Source organism: Halobacillus amylolyticus (assembly GCF_022921115.1).
GTDB lineage: Bacteria > Bacillota > Bacilli > Bacillales > Halobacillaceae > Halobacillus_A > Halobacillus_A amylolyticus.
Map to the genome: position 1 here is coordinate 2,881,877 of NZ_CP095075.1, position 19,382 is coordinate 2,901,258.

A 19,382-nucleotide genomic window follows, 5' to 3' on the forward strand; every position below is an offset into this window, starting at 1 on the left:
TAGGAGGGAAAAACATGAGTGAAGTAAGATTGATTCCGTACCGAACGGAAGAAGTTCTAGAAACCACCTCAGAAGTACCTAAAGGAATTGAGATGATCGAAGCCCCCGCTCTTTGGGAACGTACAGAGCGAGGCAAAGGAAATGTCATAGCTATCATTGATACGGGCTGCGAGGCAGACCACCCTGATCTTAAAGGTCGTATCATCGATGGAAAGAACTTTACTACAGATTATGATGGGGACGGAGCGAATTTTAGTGATAATAATGGGCATGGAACTCACGTATCAGGAACTGTTGCTGCGATAGAAGATGGAAAGGGAGTAGTTGGAGCAGCACCTCAAGCAAGTCTTCTTGTGTTAAAAGTTTTGACTGGAGAGGGCAGCGGAAAGATGCAGTGGATTATTGACGCCATTGATTACGCTACAAACTGGACTGGGCCTGATGGTGAAAAGGTAAGAGTCATATCGATGTCGTTAGGTGGCCCTACAGATATACCTGAACTTCATAAGGTTATTCAAGAAGCGGTGAACCAGGAAATCTCAGTCGTTTGTGCAGCCGGAAATGAAGGGGATGGTCGTGAGGAGACAGGTGAGTACGCCTATCCTGGAGCCTATAATGAGGTCATTCAAGTAGGGGCGGTAGATTTTGAGTGCAATCTCGCTGAGTTTACCAATACAAATAATGAGATTGACCTTGTCGCACCTGGGGTAAACATTCTATCAACTTATCTGGAGAGCAAGTATGCAAGGCTATCTGGAACCTCTATGGCTACCCCGCATGTTTCAGGAGCCATAGCCCTGATCATTAATTTAGTGGAGGAACAGTTCCAACGGCGGATGACTGAAGCTGAAATCTTTGCACAGTTGGTAAAAAGGACAGTCCCTCTCGGCCATTCTAAGGTGGCAGAAGGGAACGGGCTTTTGTCGTTAGCCCTTCAGGATAAGTTAGAGGGTCTACTTCTTGCTCCTAATAGAAAGCAGGAAAGTTTAGTACGGCCTTATTCTACTACTAGATAACTAGGTGGTTACAACAGCACAATAATAGAGGTTGTTCAAAAAGTCACCAAATGATAAGCGGCGAATCTCTTCGTTGGCTTGCTTTTGAAGAGCATGTGCCCCTGTGTCTACGAGCCTATTCGAAGGAGTAAATTCCTCGGGGTAAGGCAGCAGTGGAACTTCTACTAAAACCGTGCACGGTCCTGTGCACAACGTAGAAGTCAGCACGTTCTGTGCAAGTCCGTTCCTTGGAAAAGAAGGACACTTTTCCTTCGTGCGAAGCCAATTCGGGGAAGATTTCCTTGGTGCTCAAAGCTACACCGCCTCGACCTTCTTGCTTCTAATTTGGCAACTTTTTGAACACACACTAATACAGATTTTATCTTAAGCCAGCCCGCAAAATTTGCAGGGTTGGCTTTTTTGTTGATTAAACTTATAGTAAAGGAATAATTAAAGTAGCTATCGTCTATTTATATGTGTTCCTGTTAACATTATAATAAGTATTATACGAAGAGAGGAGTCCGATATGAAGTCATATATTCAAGACCACATCGATACATTTCAAGAAAGCAATGAGAATAAGGGACGTTTATTAGTCAAATGTCCAGACCAACCCGGCATCGTTTCAGCCATATCCTTGTTTTTAGGTGAACACGATGCTAATATCATCGAGTCCAACCAATACACAACTGATCCAGAGAATGGGATCTTTTTTCTCCGCATGGAGTTTGAATGCCCGAACTTGCAGGAAAAGAGAAAAAAGCTAGAGAAGCAATTTTTAGAGGTCGCTTATAAATTTTCTATGGAATGGGAAATCAATTTTCTCTATGATGTCAAAAAGACCGCTATTTTTGTATCAAAAGAACTGCATTGTTTACGAGAGCTGTTGCTAGAGTGGCAGAGTGGGGATCTTATGACAGATGTTGTCCTCGTAATCAGTAATCATGAAGAATGCCGCGAGATTGTTGAATCCTTTAATATTCCTTTCTATTATATACCTGCAAACAAAGATATTCGTAAAGAGGTGGAAGCAAAGCAATTGCAGCTATTAAAGGATTACGAGATAGACCTGATTGTGCTGGCTCGTTATATGCAAATTCTAACACCGGAATTTGTCCGCGCCCATCAAGCTCAGATTATTAACATCCATCATTCTTTCTTACCGGCCTTTGTTGGAGCAAATCCGCATAAACGTGCATTTGAACGGGGAGTCAAGCTAATAGGGGCAACAGCACATTACGTGACAAACGATTTGGACGAAGGACCGATCATTGAACAAGATATTATTCGTGTCGACCACCGTGACACAGTAGAGGATTTAAAGAAAAAGGGGCGTTCTGTTGAGCGCAGTGTCCTGGCCCGTGGTGTGAAGTGGGCAATAGAGGACCGTTTAATTGTCCATGAGAACAAGACGATTGTTTTATGATGAAGGGGTTAGAAAAGGAGAGGCTTTAGGTTGTTCTCCTTTTCTTTACTTAAGTGGTTGCTAACGGTTTTGGAAGTCATAGTTGGGTGTCATGCTTTACAAGCAAATCAGATAGGGCCGGCCGCATATTACCGTCCCTGCCTACAGTATGTCGTGCAGTAACTAACGCATTCAGTACAGCCTCCTCTGTGGCTTCACCAACTGCTCGAAACGGGAGATCGATATCCTCCTCATGAATTGTCGGAATGGACAAACAATGATTCGGTTTTTCATGAGGGATTTTCGTTGCTGTTGAAAACCCGATGACAATATCACCGCTTCCATTCGAAATCGTTGAACCTGTACGGGCCAATCCGGTTACGGTACGTTTGATGATTCGATTAAGCTGTCTTTCTGAGACGGGCAAGTCTGTTGCAACGATTACCATAACGGATCCTTTATCCTTTTCCTCTGGGATACGAAGGAGAGCTTCGCGCAACTCAACTCCTACAGCCCTTCCATTAATCGTTAAGTCGCTTAACATACCAAAATTAGCCAATACTAAAATCCCTATCGTATAGGTCCCATGATCAAGTTCAATTTTCCGCGAAGAGGTTCCAATCCCCCCTTTTAGCGAGTAGCAAAGCATTCCTGCTCCTGCGCCTGCAGCCCCTTCCTCGAATTTTGAGGCAGCTGAATCTAGTGCTTCCAAGACATGGTGCTTTTCTACAAACTGGGCACGAATATCGTTAAGATACATGTCATTACATTCACCAATTACTGGATTGATTGTTCCAGTTGTTCTGCCGATCTCTGGATTTTGTGCCATCATATATTCCGTTAATGCTAGGGCAGCTGTGCCGATGTTCAATGTATTCGTTAAGACAATTGGCGTTTCGATTGTACCTAGTTCCTCCATTTGAATCGTCCCCATGGTTTTACCAAAGCCGTTAATCACATGACTTGAGGCGATCAGTTTCTCTTTAAATAGATTCCCCTGGTGAGGGATAATGGCTGTGACTCCTGTCTGCATCCCTTTGTTACTAAGCGTGACATGTCCCACTGTAACACCTTCAACATCGGTAATTGAATTTAGGCTGCCGGTTTGCAATTGGCCGACTTTCAAATTATAATCCCGTATTCTCTTTTGATCGTTCATCGTAAATAATCACTCCTAATCTACTTCTTATATCACTATTTCGTTACATTGTCGAAACAACCCTTTTTAACTAAAAGATATATTAAATTTCGTTTCTCATTAAAAAAAATTAAAAAAATTTCCGAATAGTTTTGATTGCGCTTACATTTTTAATCGTCTATATTTAAGGTCAATAAAGACAGGAGTTTTGTTAGAATTATATTAGTTATAGTATTCAGATAATTATACTGAAACTAGCGTTTAAAGCGCCCTTACATAGTGAATACAGTTTATTTTCATGCTATAATAATAAAAAACTGTAAAAGACAGAATTTTAACTTTTTTACAATGAATAGATGAGGGGGACCTGTTATGCAAAAAAATGGCTATCCTATTCCGCAAGGGCTGTATCATCCAGACTTTGAACATGAGGCCTGCGGAATTGGCATGATCGCAAACATAGATGGGACAAAATCACATAGCATTGTTGAAAATGCAATAACAATCCTATGTAACCTGGAGCACCGAGGAGGCCAGGCTGCTGATGTGAGTACAGGGGACGGAGCGGGAATACTAACGCAAATTCCTCACTACTTCTTTGAGAAACAATGTGAAAAGGAAGATATAGAGCTGCCTGCAGAAGGCGAATATGGCGTAGGGATGTTATTTCTCCCACACGATCACGATACCCGAATGAAGTGTAAGGAAATCTTTGAAGATATTGTGAAGGAAGAGGGACAAACTTTCCTTGGCTGGCGTACTGTACCAGTTAACGATTCCTTTGTCGGTAATGATGCTAAAAAGACAAAACCGTTTATTCGTCAAGCATTCGTTGCACCTAGTGAAGGCATTAAAGATAGGATGGAATTTGAGCGAAGACTATATATTATTCGCAAGCGTGCTGAGATGACGATGGCAAAAATGGAAGGCTTTGATGACTTTTACTTATGCAGCTTGTCAACGAGCACAATTGTTTATAAAGGAATGCTCGTACCTGAGCAACTAGATTCCTTTTATATTGACTTGAACCACCCTGATTTCAAAACGGCTCTTGCCTTAGTGCATTCACGTTTCAGCACGAACACGTTCCCGAGCTGGAAACGTTCCCACCCGAACCGTTTTACGATTCATAATGGTGAGTTTAATACGTTAAGAGGTAATGTGAACTGGATGCGGGCTCGACAGGAACTTTGCAAATCGGAATACTTCAATGAAGAAGACCTCCAAAAATTGCTGCCTGTTATTGATGCGAACGGCAGTGATTCCTCAATGTTCGATAATGCGTTTGAATTCCTTTATTTATCTGGACGATCACTTGCCCACACGGCAATGATGATGGTGCCTGAGCCGTGGTCAAATGATGATACGATCCATCCGGAGAAAAAGGATTTCTATGAATACCATAGTTGCTTAATGGAGCCATGGGACGGTCCTGCTGCTCTCGCTTATACGGATGGAAAACAAATCGGGGCTTGTTTAGACCGGAATGGTTTGCGCCCGGCCCGTTATTATGTGACGAAGGATGGCATGATTGTCCTAGGGTCCGAAGTGGGCGCGTTAGATATTTTTGCTGACGATATTGAATATAAAGACAGACTTCATCCAGGGAAAATGCTTCTTGTTGATTTGGAAAAGGGAAAAATTATACCGGATGAAGACATCAAATTGGAAATTTCTGGGGAAAAGCCGTATAGAGAATGGTTAGATGAGTACAAGTGGGACCTGGAAGATTTGCCTGTGCCTATGCATCAGCCAAGTACGCATGTAGAAAATTTGATTGATCATCAATTGGCTTTTGGTTATACAACTGAAGAATTAAATAAAATATTGATCCCACTTGTTTCAGATGGAAAAGACCCTGTTGGTTCAATGGGATATGATTCTCCACTCGCAGTTCTTTCGAAAAAGCCTCAGCTTTTATACAGCTACTTTAAACAGCTTTTTGCCCAAGTGACGAACCCACCGATTGATGCGATCCGTGAAAAGATCATAACAATGGTTGAGACAACGATTGGCGCAGAAGGGAACTTAGTGAACCCGCAGCCAGAGTCCTGCAGAAAAATAAAATTGGAAACGCCAATTTTAACGAATCTGGAATTAGAAAAGCTGCGTCAACAAAAACTTGAAGGCTTTGAAGCAGAAACACTTTCGATTCTGTTTAACACTGCAAATCAATCTGATCAAATGGAGCATGTACTTGATGCTTTATTTAAACAAGCTGATCAAGCGATTGAAAATGGTACGACCTTACTCATTCTATCTGATCGGGGTGTTGATGAGAACCACGCAGCAATGCCGGCGTTGCTAGCTGTATCAGGTTTGCACCATCACTTAATTCGTCAAGGAACAAGAACGAAGGTCAGTTTGCTCGTTGAGTCGGGCGAGCCGCGTGAGGTGCACCATTTTGCTACGCTTCTAGGTTATGGTGCAGAAGGAATCAATCCGTATCTAGCGTATGAATCGTTAGGTGCGCTCATTGAAAAGGGAGATATCGCTGTTGCTTCGCTAGATGAAGCAGTGGACCGTTATATTCACTCTGTTACGGATGGAGTTATAAAAGTTCTTTCAAAAATGGGAATATCAACGATCCAAAGTTATCGTGGAGCACAAATCTTCGAGGCAGTGGGTATCCACACTGATGTGATTGACAAGTATTTCACTCGAACGGCATCTCGTCTGGGCGGAGTTGGCTTAGACATTATTGAAAAAGAGGTACGCATGCGTCATGAACGCGGATTTAGTGAACAAAGAGTCAGCGGGAGAACACTTGATGCAGGCGATGAATTCCAATATCGAGCAAATGGAGAGGATCATCAGTATAACCCTAAAACGATCCATACTCTACAACATGCATGCCGTACGAATAACTACAACCTTTTTAAAGACTACTCGAAACTGCTCACAGATGAAACGAGCAACTTGCAATCGCTGCGTGGACTTATCTCCTTTAAGAAGCGAAGAGCTATTCCTCTTGAAGAAGTAGAGTCTGTAGAAGAAATTACAAGAAGGTTCAAAACAGGTGCAATGTCTTACGGATCAATCAGCCAGGAAGCTCACGAGGCCCTTGCTATTGCGATGAACCGTGTCGGTGGCCGCAGTAACACAGGGGAAGGCGGGGAAGACCCTGATCGTTTTACTCCAGACGAGAATGGTGACTCACGTCGAAGCTCGATTAAACAAGTGGCATCAGGACGCTTTGGAGTAAACAGTCATTATCTTGTGAATGCAGATGAAATCCAAATTAAAATTGCCCAGGGTGCGAAGCCAGGTGAAGGTGGGCACCTTCCGGGGAAAAAGGTTTACCCATGGATTGCAGAAGTGCGTGGTTCCACACCAGGTGTCGAACTAATTTCACCACCGCCACACCATGATATTTATTCGATTGAGGATTTAGCCGAGCTGATTCACAACTTGAAAAACGCTAACCCTAGAGCACGTGTAAGTGTGAAGCTAGTGTCGGCTGTTGGAGTAGGAACGATAGCTGCTGGTGTAGCCAAAGGACGTGCGGATCTCGTGCTAATTAGCGGTTATGATGGCGGAACAGGCGCGGCTCCTAGAACGAGTCTTAAACATACAGGATTGCCATGGGAAATTGGCTTAGCGGAAACCCACCAAACCCTGATGCTGAACCGTTTGCGTGATCGAATCGTCGTTGAAACGGATGGGAAAATGATGACAGGACGTGATATTGTTGTCGCAACCCTTCTTGGCGCTGAGGAATACGGGTTCTCTACGGCTCCTCTTGTTGTACTTGGCTGTGTAATGATGCGCGTTTGCCACCTCGACACATGTCCCGTAGGTGTAGCTACCCAAAACCCTGAGCTTAGGAAGAAATTCGGCGGCGACCCTGAGCATGTCGCAAACTTTATGCGTTTTATTGCACAGGAAGCACGTGAGCTCATGGCAGAACTAGGGTTTAGAACAATTAATGAAATGATTGGAAGATCAGATGTCCTGCAAGCAAATGAAGCGATTGATCATTGGAAGGCAAAAGGTGTAGATTTATCTGCTCTGCTTTACCAACCGGAAGTTGCTCCAGGAGTAGGCCATTATGCCATGTACGAACAGGATCACGGCTTAGATAAGACAGTCGACCGTGAAGAACTCATCCCACTATGTAAAAATGCACTGGAAAACCAGGAGCCGGTTAAAAGTACAGGATCGATCAGAAACATTCATCGTGTAACAGGAACCATTCTTGGTAGTGAGATTACTAGACGATACGGAGCTGCCGGCTTAAAAGAGGATACCATTCAATTGACGTTTAAAGGGTCCGCGGGACAGAGCTTCGGTGCTTTTATCCCTAGAGGAATGACGTTAAGACTCGTGGGAGATGCCAATGACTATGTTGGAAAAGGCTTATCTGGCGGTAAGATCATCGTCCATCCTTCAAGGAAGTCTACATTCCCTCCAGAAGAAAATACGGTTATCGGCAATGTATCACTCTACGGTGCTTCAGATGGCGAAGCCTATATCAACGGTCTTGCTGGGGAACGTTTTTGTGTAAGAAATAGTGGTGCTGAAGTTGTTGTAGAAGGCGTAGGCGATCATGGCTGTGAATATATGACAGGTGGAAAGGTTGTTATACTTGGGGGCACAGGTCGAAACTTTGGTGCCGGAATGTCCGGTGGTGTCGCTTACGTACTTGATGATTCAGAAGCAGCCTTCGATACAAAATGTAATAAAGAACTCGTACACGTGCAGCAGTTAACTGATCAGCAGGAAATCGAAGAATTACATGAACTAGTGAGAAAGCATGTGGTTTACACGCACAGTCCAAAGGGACAACGTATCCTTGAGGATTGGGATGATATTTTACCGATGTTTAAACGTGTTATTCCAAAAGCATATCTAGAAGTGCAAGATAGAATTAAAGTTTTGAAGACAGAAGGATTAAGCAAGTTTGATGCTGAAATGCAAGCATTTGAAGAAAGCAAACAAGAGAAGAAGCCTGTAGAAGCTTAAACATATAGATAAGGAGGGGATATGATGGGGAAATCTACTGGATTTATGGAATATCAACGTCAGTCTCAAACCGAACGAGATCCGGCTGAACGGACGAAGGATTGGAAAGATTACACCATTCCTATGTCAGATGAAGAGGTTCAAAAACAGGGAGCACGTTGCATGGATTGTGGCATCCCAACGTGTCATACAGGCATGGAGATCAACGGTTCAACAACAGGATGTCCCGTCTATCATTTAATCCCAGAGTGGAATGACCTTGTGTATAAAGGTCAGTGGAAAGAAGCTTTGCAAAAGGAACATGAAATGAATAACTTTCCTGAGTTTACTGGGTTCGCGTGCCCTGCACCATGTGAAGGGGCTTGTGTGCTTGGGATCAATGAACCTCCAGTTGCGATCCGTACAGTAGAACGCTCCATTATTGAAAAAGGGTTTGATGAGGGCTGGGTAGTGCCAGAACCGCCTTCAAGCCGAACAGGTAAAAAGGTTGCTGTTGTTGGTTCAGGACCAGCTGGTTTGGCGGCGGCTGCTCAACTGAATAAAGCGGGACATACAGTAACTGTTTTTGAGAGGAATGACCGGGTGGGTGGATTGCTTACGTACGGTATTCCTGAAATGAAACTCCCTTATTCCGTTGTCGAGCGACGTGTGAGTCTTTTAAAGCAGGAAGGAATTAAATTTGTTACCAATACAGAAGTTGGTCGAAATTATCCGACCTCTCGTTTACGCGAGGAGTTTGACTCGATCATTCTTTGTGGAGGAGCAACGATTCCACGTAATATAGAAGCAGAAGGTAGAGGGCTCAAAGGCATTCATTATGCAATGGATTTCCTTCATGCCAATACTAAGAGTTTGCTAGATTCAAATCTTGAAGATGAAAATTATATTTCGGCCGAAGGGAAAGATGTCATTGTCATTGGCGGGGGAGATACTGGTACAGACTGTATTTCAACATCTGTTCGCCATAATTGTAAGAGTCTTACTCAATTCGACATTTACGATAAGAAAATGGATGAACGTGATGACCTGACAAATCCATGGCCTCAATATCCAATCGTTCACCGTGTCGAGTACGGACAAAAGGAAGCGGGATCTGTGTTTGGTCGCGACCCAAGGGCCTATTCGGTCATGACAAAGAAATTTGTCGGTGATGAGAACGGTCGTGTTAAAGAAGTTCACACGGTTAACGTGGAACTAGTATTTGATGAGAAAGGGAATCGATCCCGTAGAGAGATTCCTGGTACTGAAAAAGTCTGGAAAGCTGATCTCGTCCTACTAGCGATCGGATTCGGCGGACCTGAGCAGGACCTCATCGAAAAACTTGAAATTGAAACAGATGATCGCACAAATGTTAAAGCGGAATATGGAGAATATATGACAAGTGAAGAAGGAATTTTCTCTGCCGGCGATATGCGTCGCGGCCAAAGTTTGATTGTTTGGGCAATCAATGAAGGAAGAGAATCTGCCCGTGAATGTGATCGCTATTTAATGGGAGAAACTGTCTTGCCATAGGATGCTGTTGATTCATAATTATTTTTGACCCACTCTACTTGAAGAGTGGGTTTTTTAATGACTGTATCTCCAAAAACTTCCACCTCAGGTCATCCATTTTATGGATGACCTGAGGTGGAAGTTTTTGGTTGTTTGTGGTTACAACGAGATTGAATCTTCTTAAGATTAGGTGTTTATTTTGCTTTATTATGGGTATTAGGAAAGAGTAGTTACATTTTAATTCTGAAGGAGGACTAGATGTATGGGCGATGACCACAAGGGAAGAAACAATAAAAAAGATAAACAACTGGAACAGTTCAGAACAGATGATAGAGACAAAAAAATGACGACTGACCAAGGTGTCAAGGTATCAGAGGACGAATTTTCCTTGAAAGCAGGAGAACGTGGTCCCACCCTCATGGAGGACTTCCACTTTCGCGAAAAGATGACACATTTTGACCACGAGCGAATCCCTGAAAGAGCTGTACATGCACGCGGGTTTGCTGCACATGGTGAGTTTCAAGTCTATGAGTCCATGAAGGAATATACCAAAGCCGGATTTTTACAGGATCCATCGGTTAAAACACCAGTTTTCGTCCGGTTTTCAACAGTTGCAGGTTCAAAGGGTTCTGCAGAAACCGCCCGTGATGCGCGCGGTTTTGCTACAAAGTTTTACACAGAAGAAGGAAATTATGATTTAGTCGGAAACAACATTCCGGTATTTTTCATCCAGGATGCAATTAAGTTTCCAGACTTAGTTCATTCGTTTAAGCCAGAACCTCACAACGGGATGCCGCAAGCAGCTACTGCCCATGATACATTTTGGGATTTCGTCGCAAATAACCAAGAGGCGGCCCATATGGTGATGTGGACGATGTCAGATCGAGCGCTGCCAAGAAGTTTCAGAATGATGGAAGGATTCGGTGTGCATACGTTCCGCTTTGTGAATGACAAAGGGGAGGCGCATTTTGTGAAGTTCCACTGGAAACCAGTACTTGGAACACATTCCCTTGTCTGGGACGAAGCGCAAAAAATTGGCGGGAAAGATCCAGATTTCCACCGTGGTGATTTATACGGATCGATTGAGGCAGGCAATTATCCAGAGTTTGAGCTTGGTGTCCAAATTATTAAAGAGGAAGACGAATTCAAGTTCGACTTCGACATTCTTGATGCAACGAAGCTTTGGCCTGAAGAAGATGTACCTGTCAAAATTATTGGCAAGATGACGTTAAACCGCAATGTCGATAATGTTTTTGCAGAAACAGAACAAGTGGCCTTCCACCCGGGGAATGTCGTGCCAGGTATAGACTTTTCGAATGATCCACTTTTGCAAGGGCGTTTATTTTCTTATACGGATACACAATTAATTCGCCTTGGCGGGCCGAATTTCCATGAGCTGCCGATTAATAGGCCCGTGTGTCCTTATCACAATAACCAGCGTGATGGCTATAATCGGATGACGATCAATAAAGGGCCAGTGAGCTACCATAATAATTCTCTCGCTAACAATACACCGGCGACTTCAACAGAAGAAGAAGGCGGCTATGTCCATTACCAGGAGAAAGTGGAAGGGCGCAAGGTGAGAAGCCGCAGTGAGAGCTTTAAAGATCACTTTTCACAGGCTGCGCTGTTTTGGAACAGTATGAGTGAAACTGAAAAGGAGCATATCATTTCCGGATTCAGTTTTGAACTTGGTAAGGTAGGGAGCAAATCTGTCCAGCAACAAAACGTTGATATGTTTGCCAATGTCAGCCTTGATTTGGCAAAGGCAATTGCAGACAATATTGGTGTGAATCCTCCAGAGGGCGGAGGTTCAGATGTTACAAAAACTTCTCCTGCCTTAAGCCAGGAAAATACGAAGAAAACCCCTTCGACTAGAAAAGTAGCCGTTCTTGTTTCTGAAGGTTTTGATGGTTCTGAGGTGTCCTCTGTGTTAGCGGCATTGAAAGTTGAAGGTGTCATTCCTGAAATCGTTAGCAATAAGCTAGGGACGGTGAAGGGATCAGATAACGCTGAGTTCAATGTTGACCACACCTTTTTAACGGCTGACTCGGTGCTGTTTGATGCGGTTTATGCTGTTGGCGGCAATGATGTGAGTCAAAAATTCCATCAAGATGCAATGTACTTTGTTGATGAAGCTTTCAAGCACTTTAAACCAATTGGAGCAACACATGAAGGGAAGAAGTGGTTGAAAAAAGCTGATCTTGAAAAAAGTTCAGGTGTTATTCTTGGGGATGATGATTCAAGTGAATTTGCGAGGAATTTTAGTGAGGCAATTGGTGCTCACCGTTTCTGGGATCGGCAAATCGTTTAATGAATTTACAATAAAATGAAAGTCCCATCAGTGGGAGCTTTCTTCCTCTCCTGCTGATGATTATTGAGGTCTACACGACATGGGTCACACAGACGTTGTCACAGGACGTGGCGACCTTAATCTGTGTTCCTTAAAATCGGACATCAACGGGCAGTTGATCACCACTTAAACTTCTTATTTATAATGAAATCTTGAAATGGGAGTCTTAATGTTAGTTAATACGAGATAAAAGAGCCTAATGCTTATTAGAAATAAGCATTAGGCTCTTTATGTTTTAATATCAAATGGTATCGAGTAATCCTCCACTTCTACTTCGTGAATCTTAAGAGGTATTTCTAAAGTAGTTCCCTCTACAATCGAGTCCTCTATTAACCGATTGGCTTGCATTAATTGACTAGTTGTTAAATGATAGTCCTGGGCGATGGCGGCCAATGTCTCACCGTTCTTCACTCGATGTCTGCCCCGATCCTTTCCTAATTGGCAAACTGAATTTTTATAAAGGGGTTGATGGGACAGAGGATCAACAACATCGATCGTTAATTCGTTGGCTGCTTGCTCTTTTTCAAAGTTTCCGAAATGAAAAGGACTAAATACCGTCCCCTTACTTATTGAATTACTAACCCTAGCTGGCACCTTAATCGATCCCCGAGGTGAAGTAACATTTACTTCTTCTCCTGGAAGAATTCCTAGTTGATCAACATCTTCTTCATGAATTTCTACGTACGCTTCTTTTGCAGCATTGTCCAAGTACGGGGAACGCCCTGTTTTCGTCCGAGTATGCCAATGCCAGACGATTCTTCCTGTGTTAAACCAGAAAGGGTAGTCCTGACTCGGCTGTTCAGATGGTTCATAGTAGGGGGTAGAGTAAAATATCGCTTTCCCTGCTTCACTCTTTTCTTTATATTCATTTCGAGAAAGCGGTCTTCCTGTAATTATATCTTTTCCATAGCTTTGGGCATAATCGAGTTCTGTGTTGAATTGAAAGTCTTCATATAATCGCGTCGTTCCTTCAGGATTCTCTTCATTAGCAGGCCATTGCATGCCTCTACTTTCTTCAAGTTTTTGATAACTCATGGCTGTCATGTCACTTGGTCTTCCTTTAGAAACTTTTTTCCATTCTTCAAAGGCTTCTTCAGGTGTTTCATATTGAATTAATGGCTGATCATCTTTATCCTGAAAGCCCATTCTCTTAGCAAAATCCAGTAAGATATCAAGGTCAGATTTGACACCGTTTGGCGGTTCCACAGCTTTTCTTAATAGGTTAATGGTTCGGTCGGCATTTTCCATCGTTCCTTCTTTTTCACCCCACATGGCAGGAGGTAAGACGACGTCGGCGATCTTGGCCGTTTCTGTTAAAAAAGGGTCCTGTACAACGACGAACGGTTTCTTCAAGGCTTCCTTTGCTCGCTTAAGATTGGGTAAGGAAACGAGCGGATTGGTATGAATGTTCCAGAAAAAACCGATTTGGTCGTTTTCCATCATTTCAATTTGTTTGATGATTCCTTTTTCTGGACCGACTTCAAGCTTGTCTTCTTCGACATTCCATAACTCAGCCATTTCTCTTAAATGTCTAGGATTGATGGGGTTGCGGTTACCTGGATACGTACCAACACCACCAACTGTACGGTTGGCTGAGGAGCTTGGCTGTCCAGCCATATGCAACGGGCCAGATCCTTGTTTTCCAATCAATCCCCTCATAAGATGTAGGTTGTTAATCGCTACACAGGTAGCCGTGGCATCGGCGGCTTGGTAGGCACCTTGAAGTGTTGTGCTGACAAGACTCGATGTTTGGCCAAGCTGCTCCACAGCTTGCTCCAATTTTTCAATCGGAATCTCCGTATTTTCCATTGTTTCTTCTAACGACCACTCTTTGGCTGTCTCCTTCATTTCATCAAAGTGAACGGTATGCTGTTGAACAAAAGGAGCATCTACATAATTTCGAGCAATCATCTCGGAGATTAAACCATTTAGTAAAGCTAAATTAGATCCTGGTTTTAAAGGTAAGTGTAAATCGGCCGCTTCAGCTGTTAAGGTTCTACGCGGGTCTACGACAATCATGTAAGGCTTACCTGTTTTCTTTTTGCGAGTCATCACTCTCTCAAATAAAACAGACCCTGTTTCTGCGGGGTTGTGACCAAAGAACATCACGGTATCTGTATGGTCTAAGTCCTCAAACGAGGCAGGAACGCCGTCTGAACCAAAAGATTGAATCAGACAATACTCTGTGGTTGCCGTACACAATCTAGTATTCGCATCCAATAGATGTGTCCCGATCCCAGCCCGGCCAATTTTAGCGATGGTGTAATAGTCTTCAAGAAATCCCTGGCCTGTACTGTAGATGGCCGCACCATTCGGCCCCTTCTCTTGAATAACTTCTTTCGCTTTATCGACAATCTTACTCATCGCCTGATCCCATGTCGCTTCCTTGAGCTTGCCTTCGTGGTTTCGAACTAGGGGGTGTAGCAGACGATCAGGGCTGTTATTAGCAATCCATTGATCCTTCGCTTTAGGGTCAAGACGTCCTAAGTTGGTCTGATGCTCTTGCATGCCGCGCACACCAATCAGCTTATTTTCTTTCACAGCAATTTCGCATCCACAGCCAATGGAGCATAAATTGCAGGTGCTATGAACCCATTGATCGACTTCCTGCTGGTCTTTAATATGATGATCATTTTTTGTTGGACCCCATTTTTCCATAAGGACTCCCTCCATCTATCTGTTTTTGGAACGATATAACGCTGGGACAACATATTTAATATCATCATCCCCTAAAATTTCTTCTAAAAGGGGTATCGCTAGCTGCAAGTCCCTTTTCACCTGGCTTTTATATTTACTCATTTCTTTTACTGTACTTTTTCCCTTTAGCCCGTTCCATTTCGTGGCTCTTTTCCAGGCGCCGAAAAGTAAATTCCCTACTTCATCTGAGTGGTAGATTTCAAACGAGAGGGTATGAAATCTATCTTTATTCATTTTGTTTTCATTTAGCAGTGTTAATGCTTGAGAAAGACTGGTTTGTTTGTTACCAAGTGTGAGCCTGAATCGCTGTTCAAGGGAATTATCATTGACGATCGGTATGTTGAGTAAGTACGTTGTGACCCGATAGGCATTTGAAAGATGGTGATAGCCTTCGATCATAAGAGCCTCCTTTTTAACCTTTGTAAAATTAAGTAGATAGTAGACATTTCCCGACAGTAAAACAGTTAAACATATACAGTTGGACACAAAAAACCCCCTTCACTAACGATTAGTGAAGGGGATGAAGTAGTTATTTAATGTGTTTGCGCTGGAAGTTGGAAATCGACTCATACTCTTCTTCAAGCAAGCGAGACAGGCGAATATAAATAGGAAGAAGTTCTCTATAAACTCCTGTCGTCTCTTCGTCTGGATTGTGTGTATGTGTGTGGCCGATCATGTCAGATACAATACTGAAATCTTTAATCTCCCCTGTAGCATACATGCCAAGCACAACAGCTCCAAGGCAAGAGCTCTCATAGCTTTCAGGGACAACAACAGGTTTATCAAAAATGTCGGTCATCATTTGTCTCCACATTTCTGATCTTGCAAAACCGCCAGTGGCTTGAATACGCTTTGGCTCACCCGTTAATTCCTCAAGAGCTAACAGAACAGTGTACAAATTATAGACGATTCCTTCCAATACTGCACGTACCATATGCTGTTTCTTGTGGTGAATACTTAATCCAAAAAAGGAGCCGCGGGCATTCGAATTCCATAATGGAGCACGTTCTCCTGTAAGGAAGGGGTGGAAGATTAGGCCATCGGAGCCGGGAGCAATCGATGAAGCAATTTTTGTTAACACATCATAAGGGTCGATTCCGAGGCGTTTGGCCGTCTCAACTTCGGAGGCGGCGAATTCATCACGCAGCCACCTTAACACCATGCCGCCATTGTTGACAGGTCCGCCAATAATCCAATGATCCTCTGTTAACGCATAACAAAAGATCCGTCCTTTAGGATCTGTTCTAGGTTTACTTGAAACCGTACGGATTGCCCCACTTGTCCCAATTGTTACAGCGATCACTCCAGGGTCAATTGCATTTACACCGAGATTTGAAAGCACTCCGTCACTAGCTCCGATAATAAAAGGGGTGTGGTCAGACAGGTTTAGAACCTGCTGATATTCAGGTTTTAAGCCAGTTAAGGAGTGTGTTGTCGGAACAAGTGTAGATAGATGATCAGGGGTGATCCCTGTTAGTTCTAGGGCCTCTTGATCCCATTCTAATGCTTCTAAATTGAATAACCCTGTTGCAGAAGCAATCGAGTGGTCCACAACATACTGATCAAATAATTTATAAAACACGTACTCTTTAATAGAAATAAATTTAGCTGCTTTAGCAAAGGTATCCGGTTCTTCTGCCTTTAACCAGACTAATTTTGATAGGGGGGACATGGCGTGAATCGGCGTGCCTGTCCGCAAATAAATCTCGTGTCCGTTGTGGTTTTCTTTTATGTCTCGTGCATATTCGGCACTTCTCGTATCCGCCCATGTAATGCTGTTTGTTAATAATGAGCCGTGCTTATCAACTGCAATAAAGCTATGCATGGCTGAACTGAATGAAATGAACTGAATCTGACTTGTATCTACTTTGCTTTCGTTAACGGCTTCTCGGATCGTACCAAGTACAGCCTCAAAGATTTCATCGGGGTCTTGTTCAGCTACTAAGGGGTTCGGAGTTTGCAGTGGATAATTGATCGTATGCTGTGTAATGATTTTACCCTTTTTGTTAAAGAGAACTGACTTTGTGCTTGTTGTGCCGATGTCGACGCCTAAATAATAGTGTGCATTCATGCTGTGCCTCCTCTTTGCTCTTTATGTATGATTTCATATACAGAAAAAGGGCAGTCGCAGTCCTGCCCCAGTTTATTTTCTATTTCTTGACGACAGCATGACCGCCAAATTCATTACGTAAGGCAGCAACTACTTTTCCAGTAAACGTGTCGTCCTCTAACGAGCGATAACGCATCATTAGCGATAAAGCTATGACGGGGGCAGCTACTTGATGATCAAGGGCTGTTTCAACTGTCCATTTTCCTTCACCTGAGGAGTTCATCACACCTTTTATTTCATCAAGATTCGCGTCTTTAGCAAAGGCTTGCTCTGTCAGTTCCATTAACCATGAACGAATGACTGAACCGTGATTCCATACCTTAGCAACCTTTTCGTAATCATAATCAAATTCACTTTTGTTCAGAATATCGAATCCTTCTGCAATCGACTGCATCATCCCGTATTCAATCCCATTGTGAATCATTTTCAAAAAGTGTCCACTACCTGCTTTTCCTGTATAAAGGTATCCATTCTCAATCGAAACATCTTCAAAAAGTGGTTCGATGTGTTTAAATTTATCAGGATGGCCTCCTACCATTGTGCAAGCACCATTACGAGCTCCATCTGTACCACCGCTCGTCCCGCAATCGAAAAAGTACATGTCTTTTTCTTCAAGGATGGCCGCGTGTCTTAAGGTTTCTTTGTAATTAGAGTTACCGCCGTCAATGACCATATCCCCAGCTTCTAAAAGGCCTGTTAATTCACTAATTACAGATTCTGTTATCTCGCCTGCAGGAACCATCATCCACACGACGCGTGGGGTTGGAAGTTCATTGACAACCTTTGCTAAAGAATCTTGGTATTCGAACTGCTGATGTGAAATTTTTTCTTTAATAGTTAAGTCTGTATCATATCCTACGACCTCATGGTCATGATCCAGCAAATTTAATGTTAAATTTAGCCCCATTTTTCCTAGGCCTATCATGCCGACTTTCATATAAGTTCCTCCTAGTGATGAAGAATTATTTTTCATTCTAAACTAAGTGTATCAAATATTTTTCCGTAATCAATGGATTTAAAAAAACTTTTTTTCTTATATAATGAGAATAACAAAGGAAAAGCGAGGAGATCGAATAATGGAGAATGAGACACAGCATGGATTAGCAAGAATTCGAAGCAGCTATGGGAAATTTAGTGACAAGGAAAAGAAAATAGCCGATTACATTCTAAATAACCCTGAAACGATCATTCACCATACGATTAATCAAGTATCAGACGAACTGGGTGTAGCTGAATCAACCGTTTTTCGTTTTTGTAAGCGGATTGGTTTTAAGGGGTATCAGGCTTTAAAGATTGCTCTTGCCGCAGAGATTGTCACTCCTATAAAAGATATCCATGAAAAAATAAATGATGGAGACAACGTTTCGACAGTTTCAGAAAAAGTATTCCGCTCGAACATTAAAACGCTTGAGAGCACGCTGCAAATCGTTGATGGGGCAACAATAATAGAGGCAGTGAATGCCATGTTGCAAGCTCGTAAAATTGATTTTTTCGGTTGTGGGGGCTCAGCTGTAGTAGCATTGGACTGCTATCATAAATTTATTCGTAGTGGGCTTCTAGTGGGTGCACAACTTGAGTCTCACATGCAGCTTATGTCTGCCTCACAGCTTACGAAGGAGGATGTAGCTGTAGTGATTTCACATTCGGGGTCAACGAAAGACACTCTAGACGTCATGCAAGTTTTGAAGGAGAACGAAGTGAAAACGATCTGTATCACTAATTTTGCGAAATCACCGTTGACGAAGGAAGCGGATATCCCTCTTTATACGGTGGCAGAGGAAACGGATTTCCGCTCAGAAGCTTTCTCGTCACGGATTGCTCAATTGAGTATAATTGATGCTCTGTACACGAACGTGATGATGGCTAAAGAACAAGGGGGAAAGCAGGCATTACAAAATATGCGTAAGGCGATGTCATTAAAGCGATTATAAGAATTTTCAAGAGATATAATCAGACTGAACTATTTGGGAGTAGGAAAAACGTATGATTTTAGATTGAATTGTTTCGTTACGTAGATAATAAGGGAAAGGGAAATTAACTAAAATGAAAAGAGGGTGTTCTTATGCTAAGAACGATATTAATGATTATTGGATTAATCGTGGTCATAGGCTTCATTATTTCATTGTTTTAACTTTTAATCTATAAACTTCCACCTCAGGTCATCCAAATTATGGATGACCTGAGGTGGGAGAAAATGCAAATTCAAAGGCCCTCGAAATGTAAATTTC

11 protein-coding genes are annotated in these 19,382 nt (G+C 42.8%); 6 read left to right on the forward strand and 5 right to left on the reverse strand.

Features of this window, described 5'->3' with window-relative positions:
• The first annotated feature begins 14 nt into the window (after positions 1-14).
• Complete coding sequence (locus MUO15_RS14890; RefSeq protein ID WP_245030322.1) at positions 15-1,016, forward strand: S8 family peptidase; 1,002 nt, start codon at positions 15-17, stop codon at positions 1,014-1,016.
• Positions 1,017-1,521: 505 nt separating this feature from the next.
• On the forward strand, positions 1,522-2,421 hold the full coding sequence (purU, locus tag MUO15_RS14895; protein WP_245030324.1) for a formyltetrahydrofolate deformylase: 900 nt from the start codon (positions 1,522-1,524) through the stop codon (positions 2,419-2,421).
• 76 nt (positions 2,422-2,497) lie between these two features.
• Here purU and MUO15_RS14900 read toward each other — a convergent pair whose 3' ends face one another.
• Positions 2,498-3,559 (reverse strand): DmpA family aminopeptidase, encoded by a 1,062-nt coding sequence (locus MUO15_RS14900; protein ID WP_245030326.1) that lies wholly within the window; start codon positions 3,557-3,559, stop codon positions 2,498-2,500.
• 351 nt (positions 3,560-3,910) lie between these two features.
• Here MUO15_RS14900 and gltB point away from each other — a divergent pair, with 351 nt between their 5' ends.
• From gltB to MUO15_RS14915, 3 genes are all read left to right on the forward strand, one after another.
• On the forward strand, positions 3,911-8,503 hold the full coding sequence (gene gltB, locus MUO15_RS14905) for a glutamate synthase large subunit (protein WP_245030327.1): 4,593 nt from the start codon (positions 3,911-3,913) through the stop codon (positions 8,501-8,503).
• 24 nt (positions 8,504-8,527) lie between these two features.
• Positions 8,528-10,015 carry a glutamate synthase subunit beta gene (locus MUO15_RS14910; RefSeq protein WP_245030329.1) on the forward strand — a complete coding sequence of 496 codons (1,488 nt, stop codon included), beginning with the start codon at positions 8,528-8,530 and terminating at the stop codon, positions 10,013-10,015.
• Positions 10,016-10,256: 241 nt separating this feature from the next.
• Positions 10,257-12,308 carry a catalase gene (locus MUO15_RS14915; RefSeq protein WP_245030331.1) on the forward strand — a complete coding sequence of 684 codons (2,052 nt, stop codon included), beginning with the start codon at positions 10,257-10,259 and terminating at the stop codon, positions 12,306-12,308.
• Positions 12,309-12,575: 267 nt separating this feature from the next.
• Here the strand turns inward: MUO15_RS14915 and MUO15_RS14920 are convergent, their stop codons facing one another.
• From MUO15_RS14920 to gnd, 4 genes are all read right to left on the reverse strand, one after another.
• Complete coding sequence (locus tag MUO15_RS14920) at positions 12,576-15,005, reverse strand: molybdopterin-dependent oxidoreductase (protein WP_245030332.1); 2,430 nt, start codon at positions 15,003-15,005, stop codon at positions 12,576-12,578.
• Between the two features lie 15 nt (positions 15,006-15,020).
• The gene (locus tag MUO15_RS14925; protein ID WP_245030334.1) at positions 15,021-15,443 is read right to left on the reverse strand and encodes a hypothetical protein; all 423 of its coding nucleotides are present in this window, start codon (positions 15,441-15,443) and stop codon (positions 15,021-15,023) included.
• A gap of 130 nt (positions 15,444-15,573) precedes the next feature.
• Positions 15,574-17,115 carry a gluconokinase gene (gntK, locus tag MUO15_RS14930; RefSeq protein WP_245030336.1) on the reverse strand — a complete coding sequence of 514 codons (1,542 nt, stop codon included), beginning with the start codon at positions 17,113-17,115 and terminating at the stop codon, positions 15,574-15,576.
• Between the two features lie 79 nt (positions 17,116-17,194).
• Positions 17,195-18,091 carry a phosphogluconate dehydrogenase (NAD(+)-dependent, decarboxylating) gene (gnd, locus tag MUO15_RS14935; RefSeq protein ID WP_245030338.1) on the reverse strand — a complete coding sequence of 299 codons (897 nt, stop codon included), beginning with the start codon at positions 18,089-18,091 and terminating at the stop codon, positions 17,195-17,197.
• A 139-nt stretch (positions 18,092-18,230) separates the two neighbouring features.
• Between gnd and MUO15_RS14940 the strand changes: the two genes are divergently transcribed.
• A complete protein-coding gene (locus MUO15_RS14940; RefSeq protein ID WP_245030340.1) occupies positions 18,231-19,085 on the forward strand; it encodes a MurR/RpiR family transcriptional regulator in 855 nt (284 codons plus the stop codon).
• Positions 19,086-19,382 lie beyond the last annotated feature (297 nt).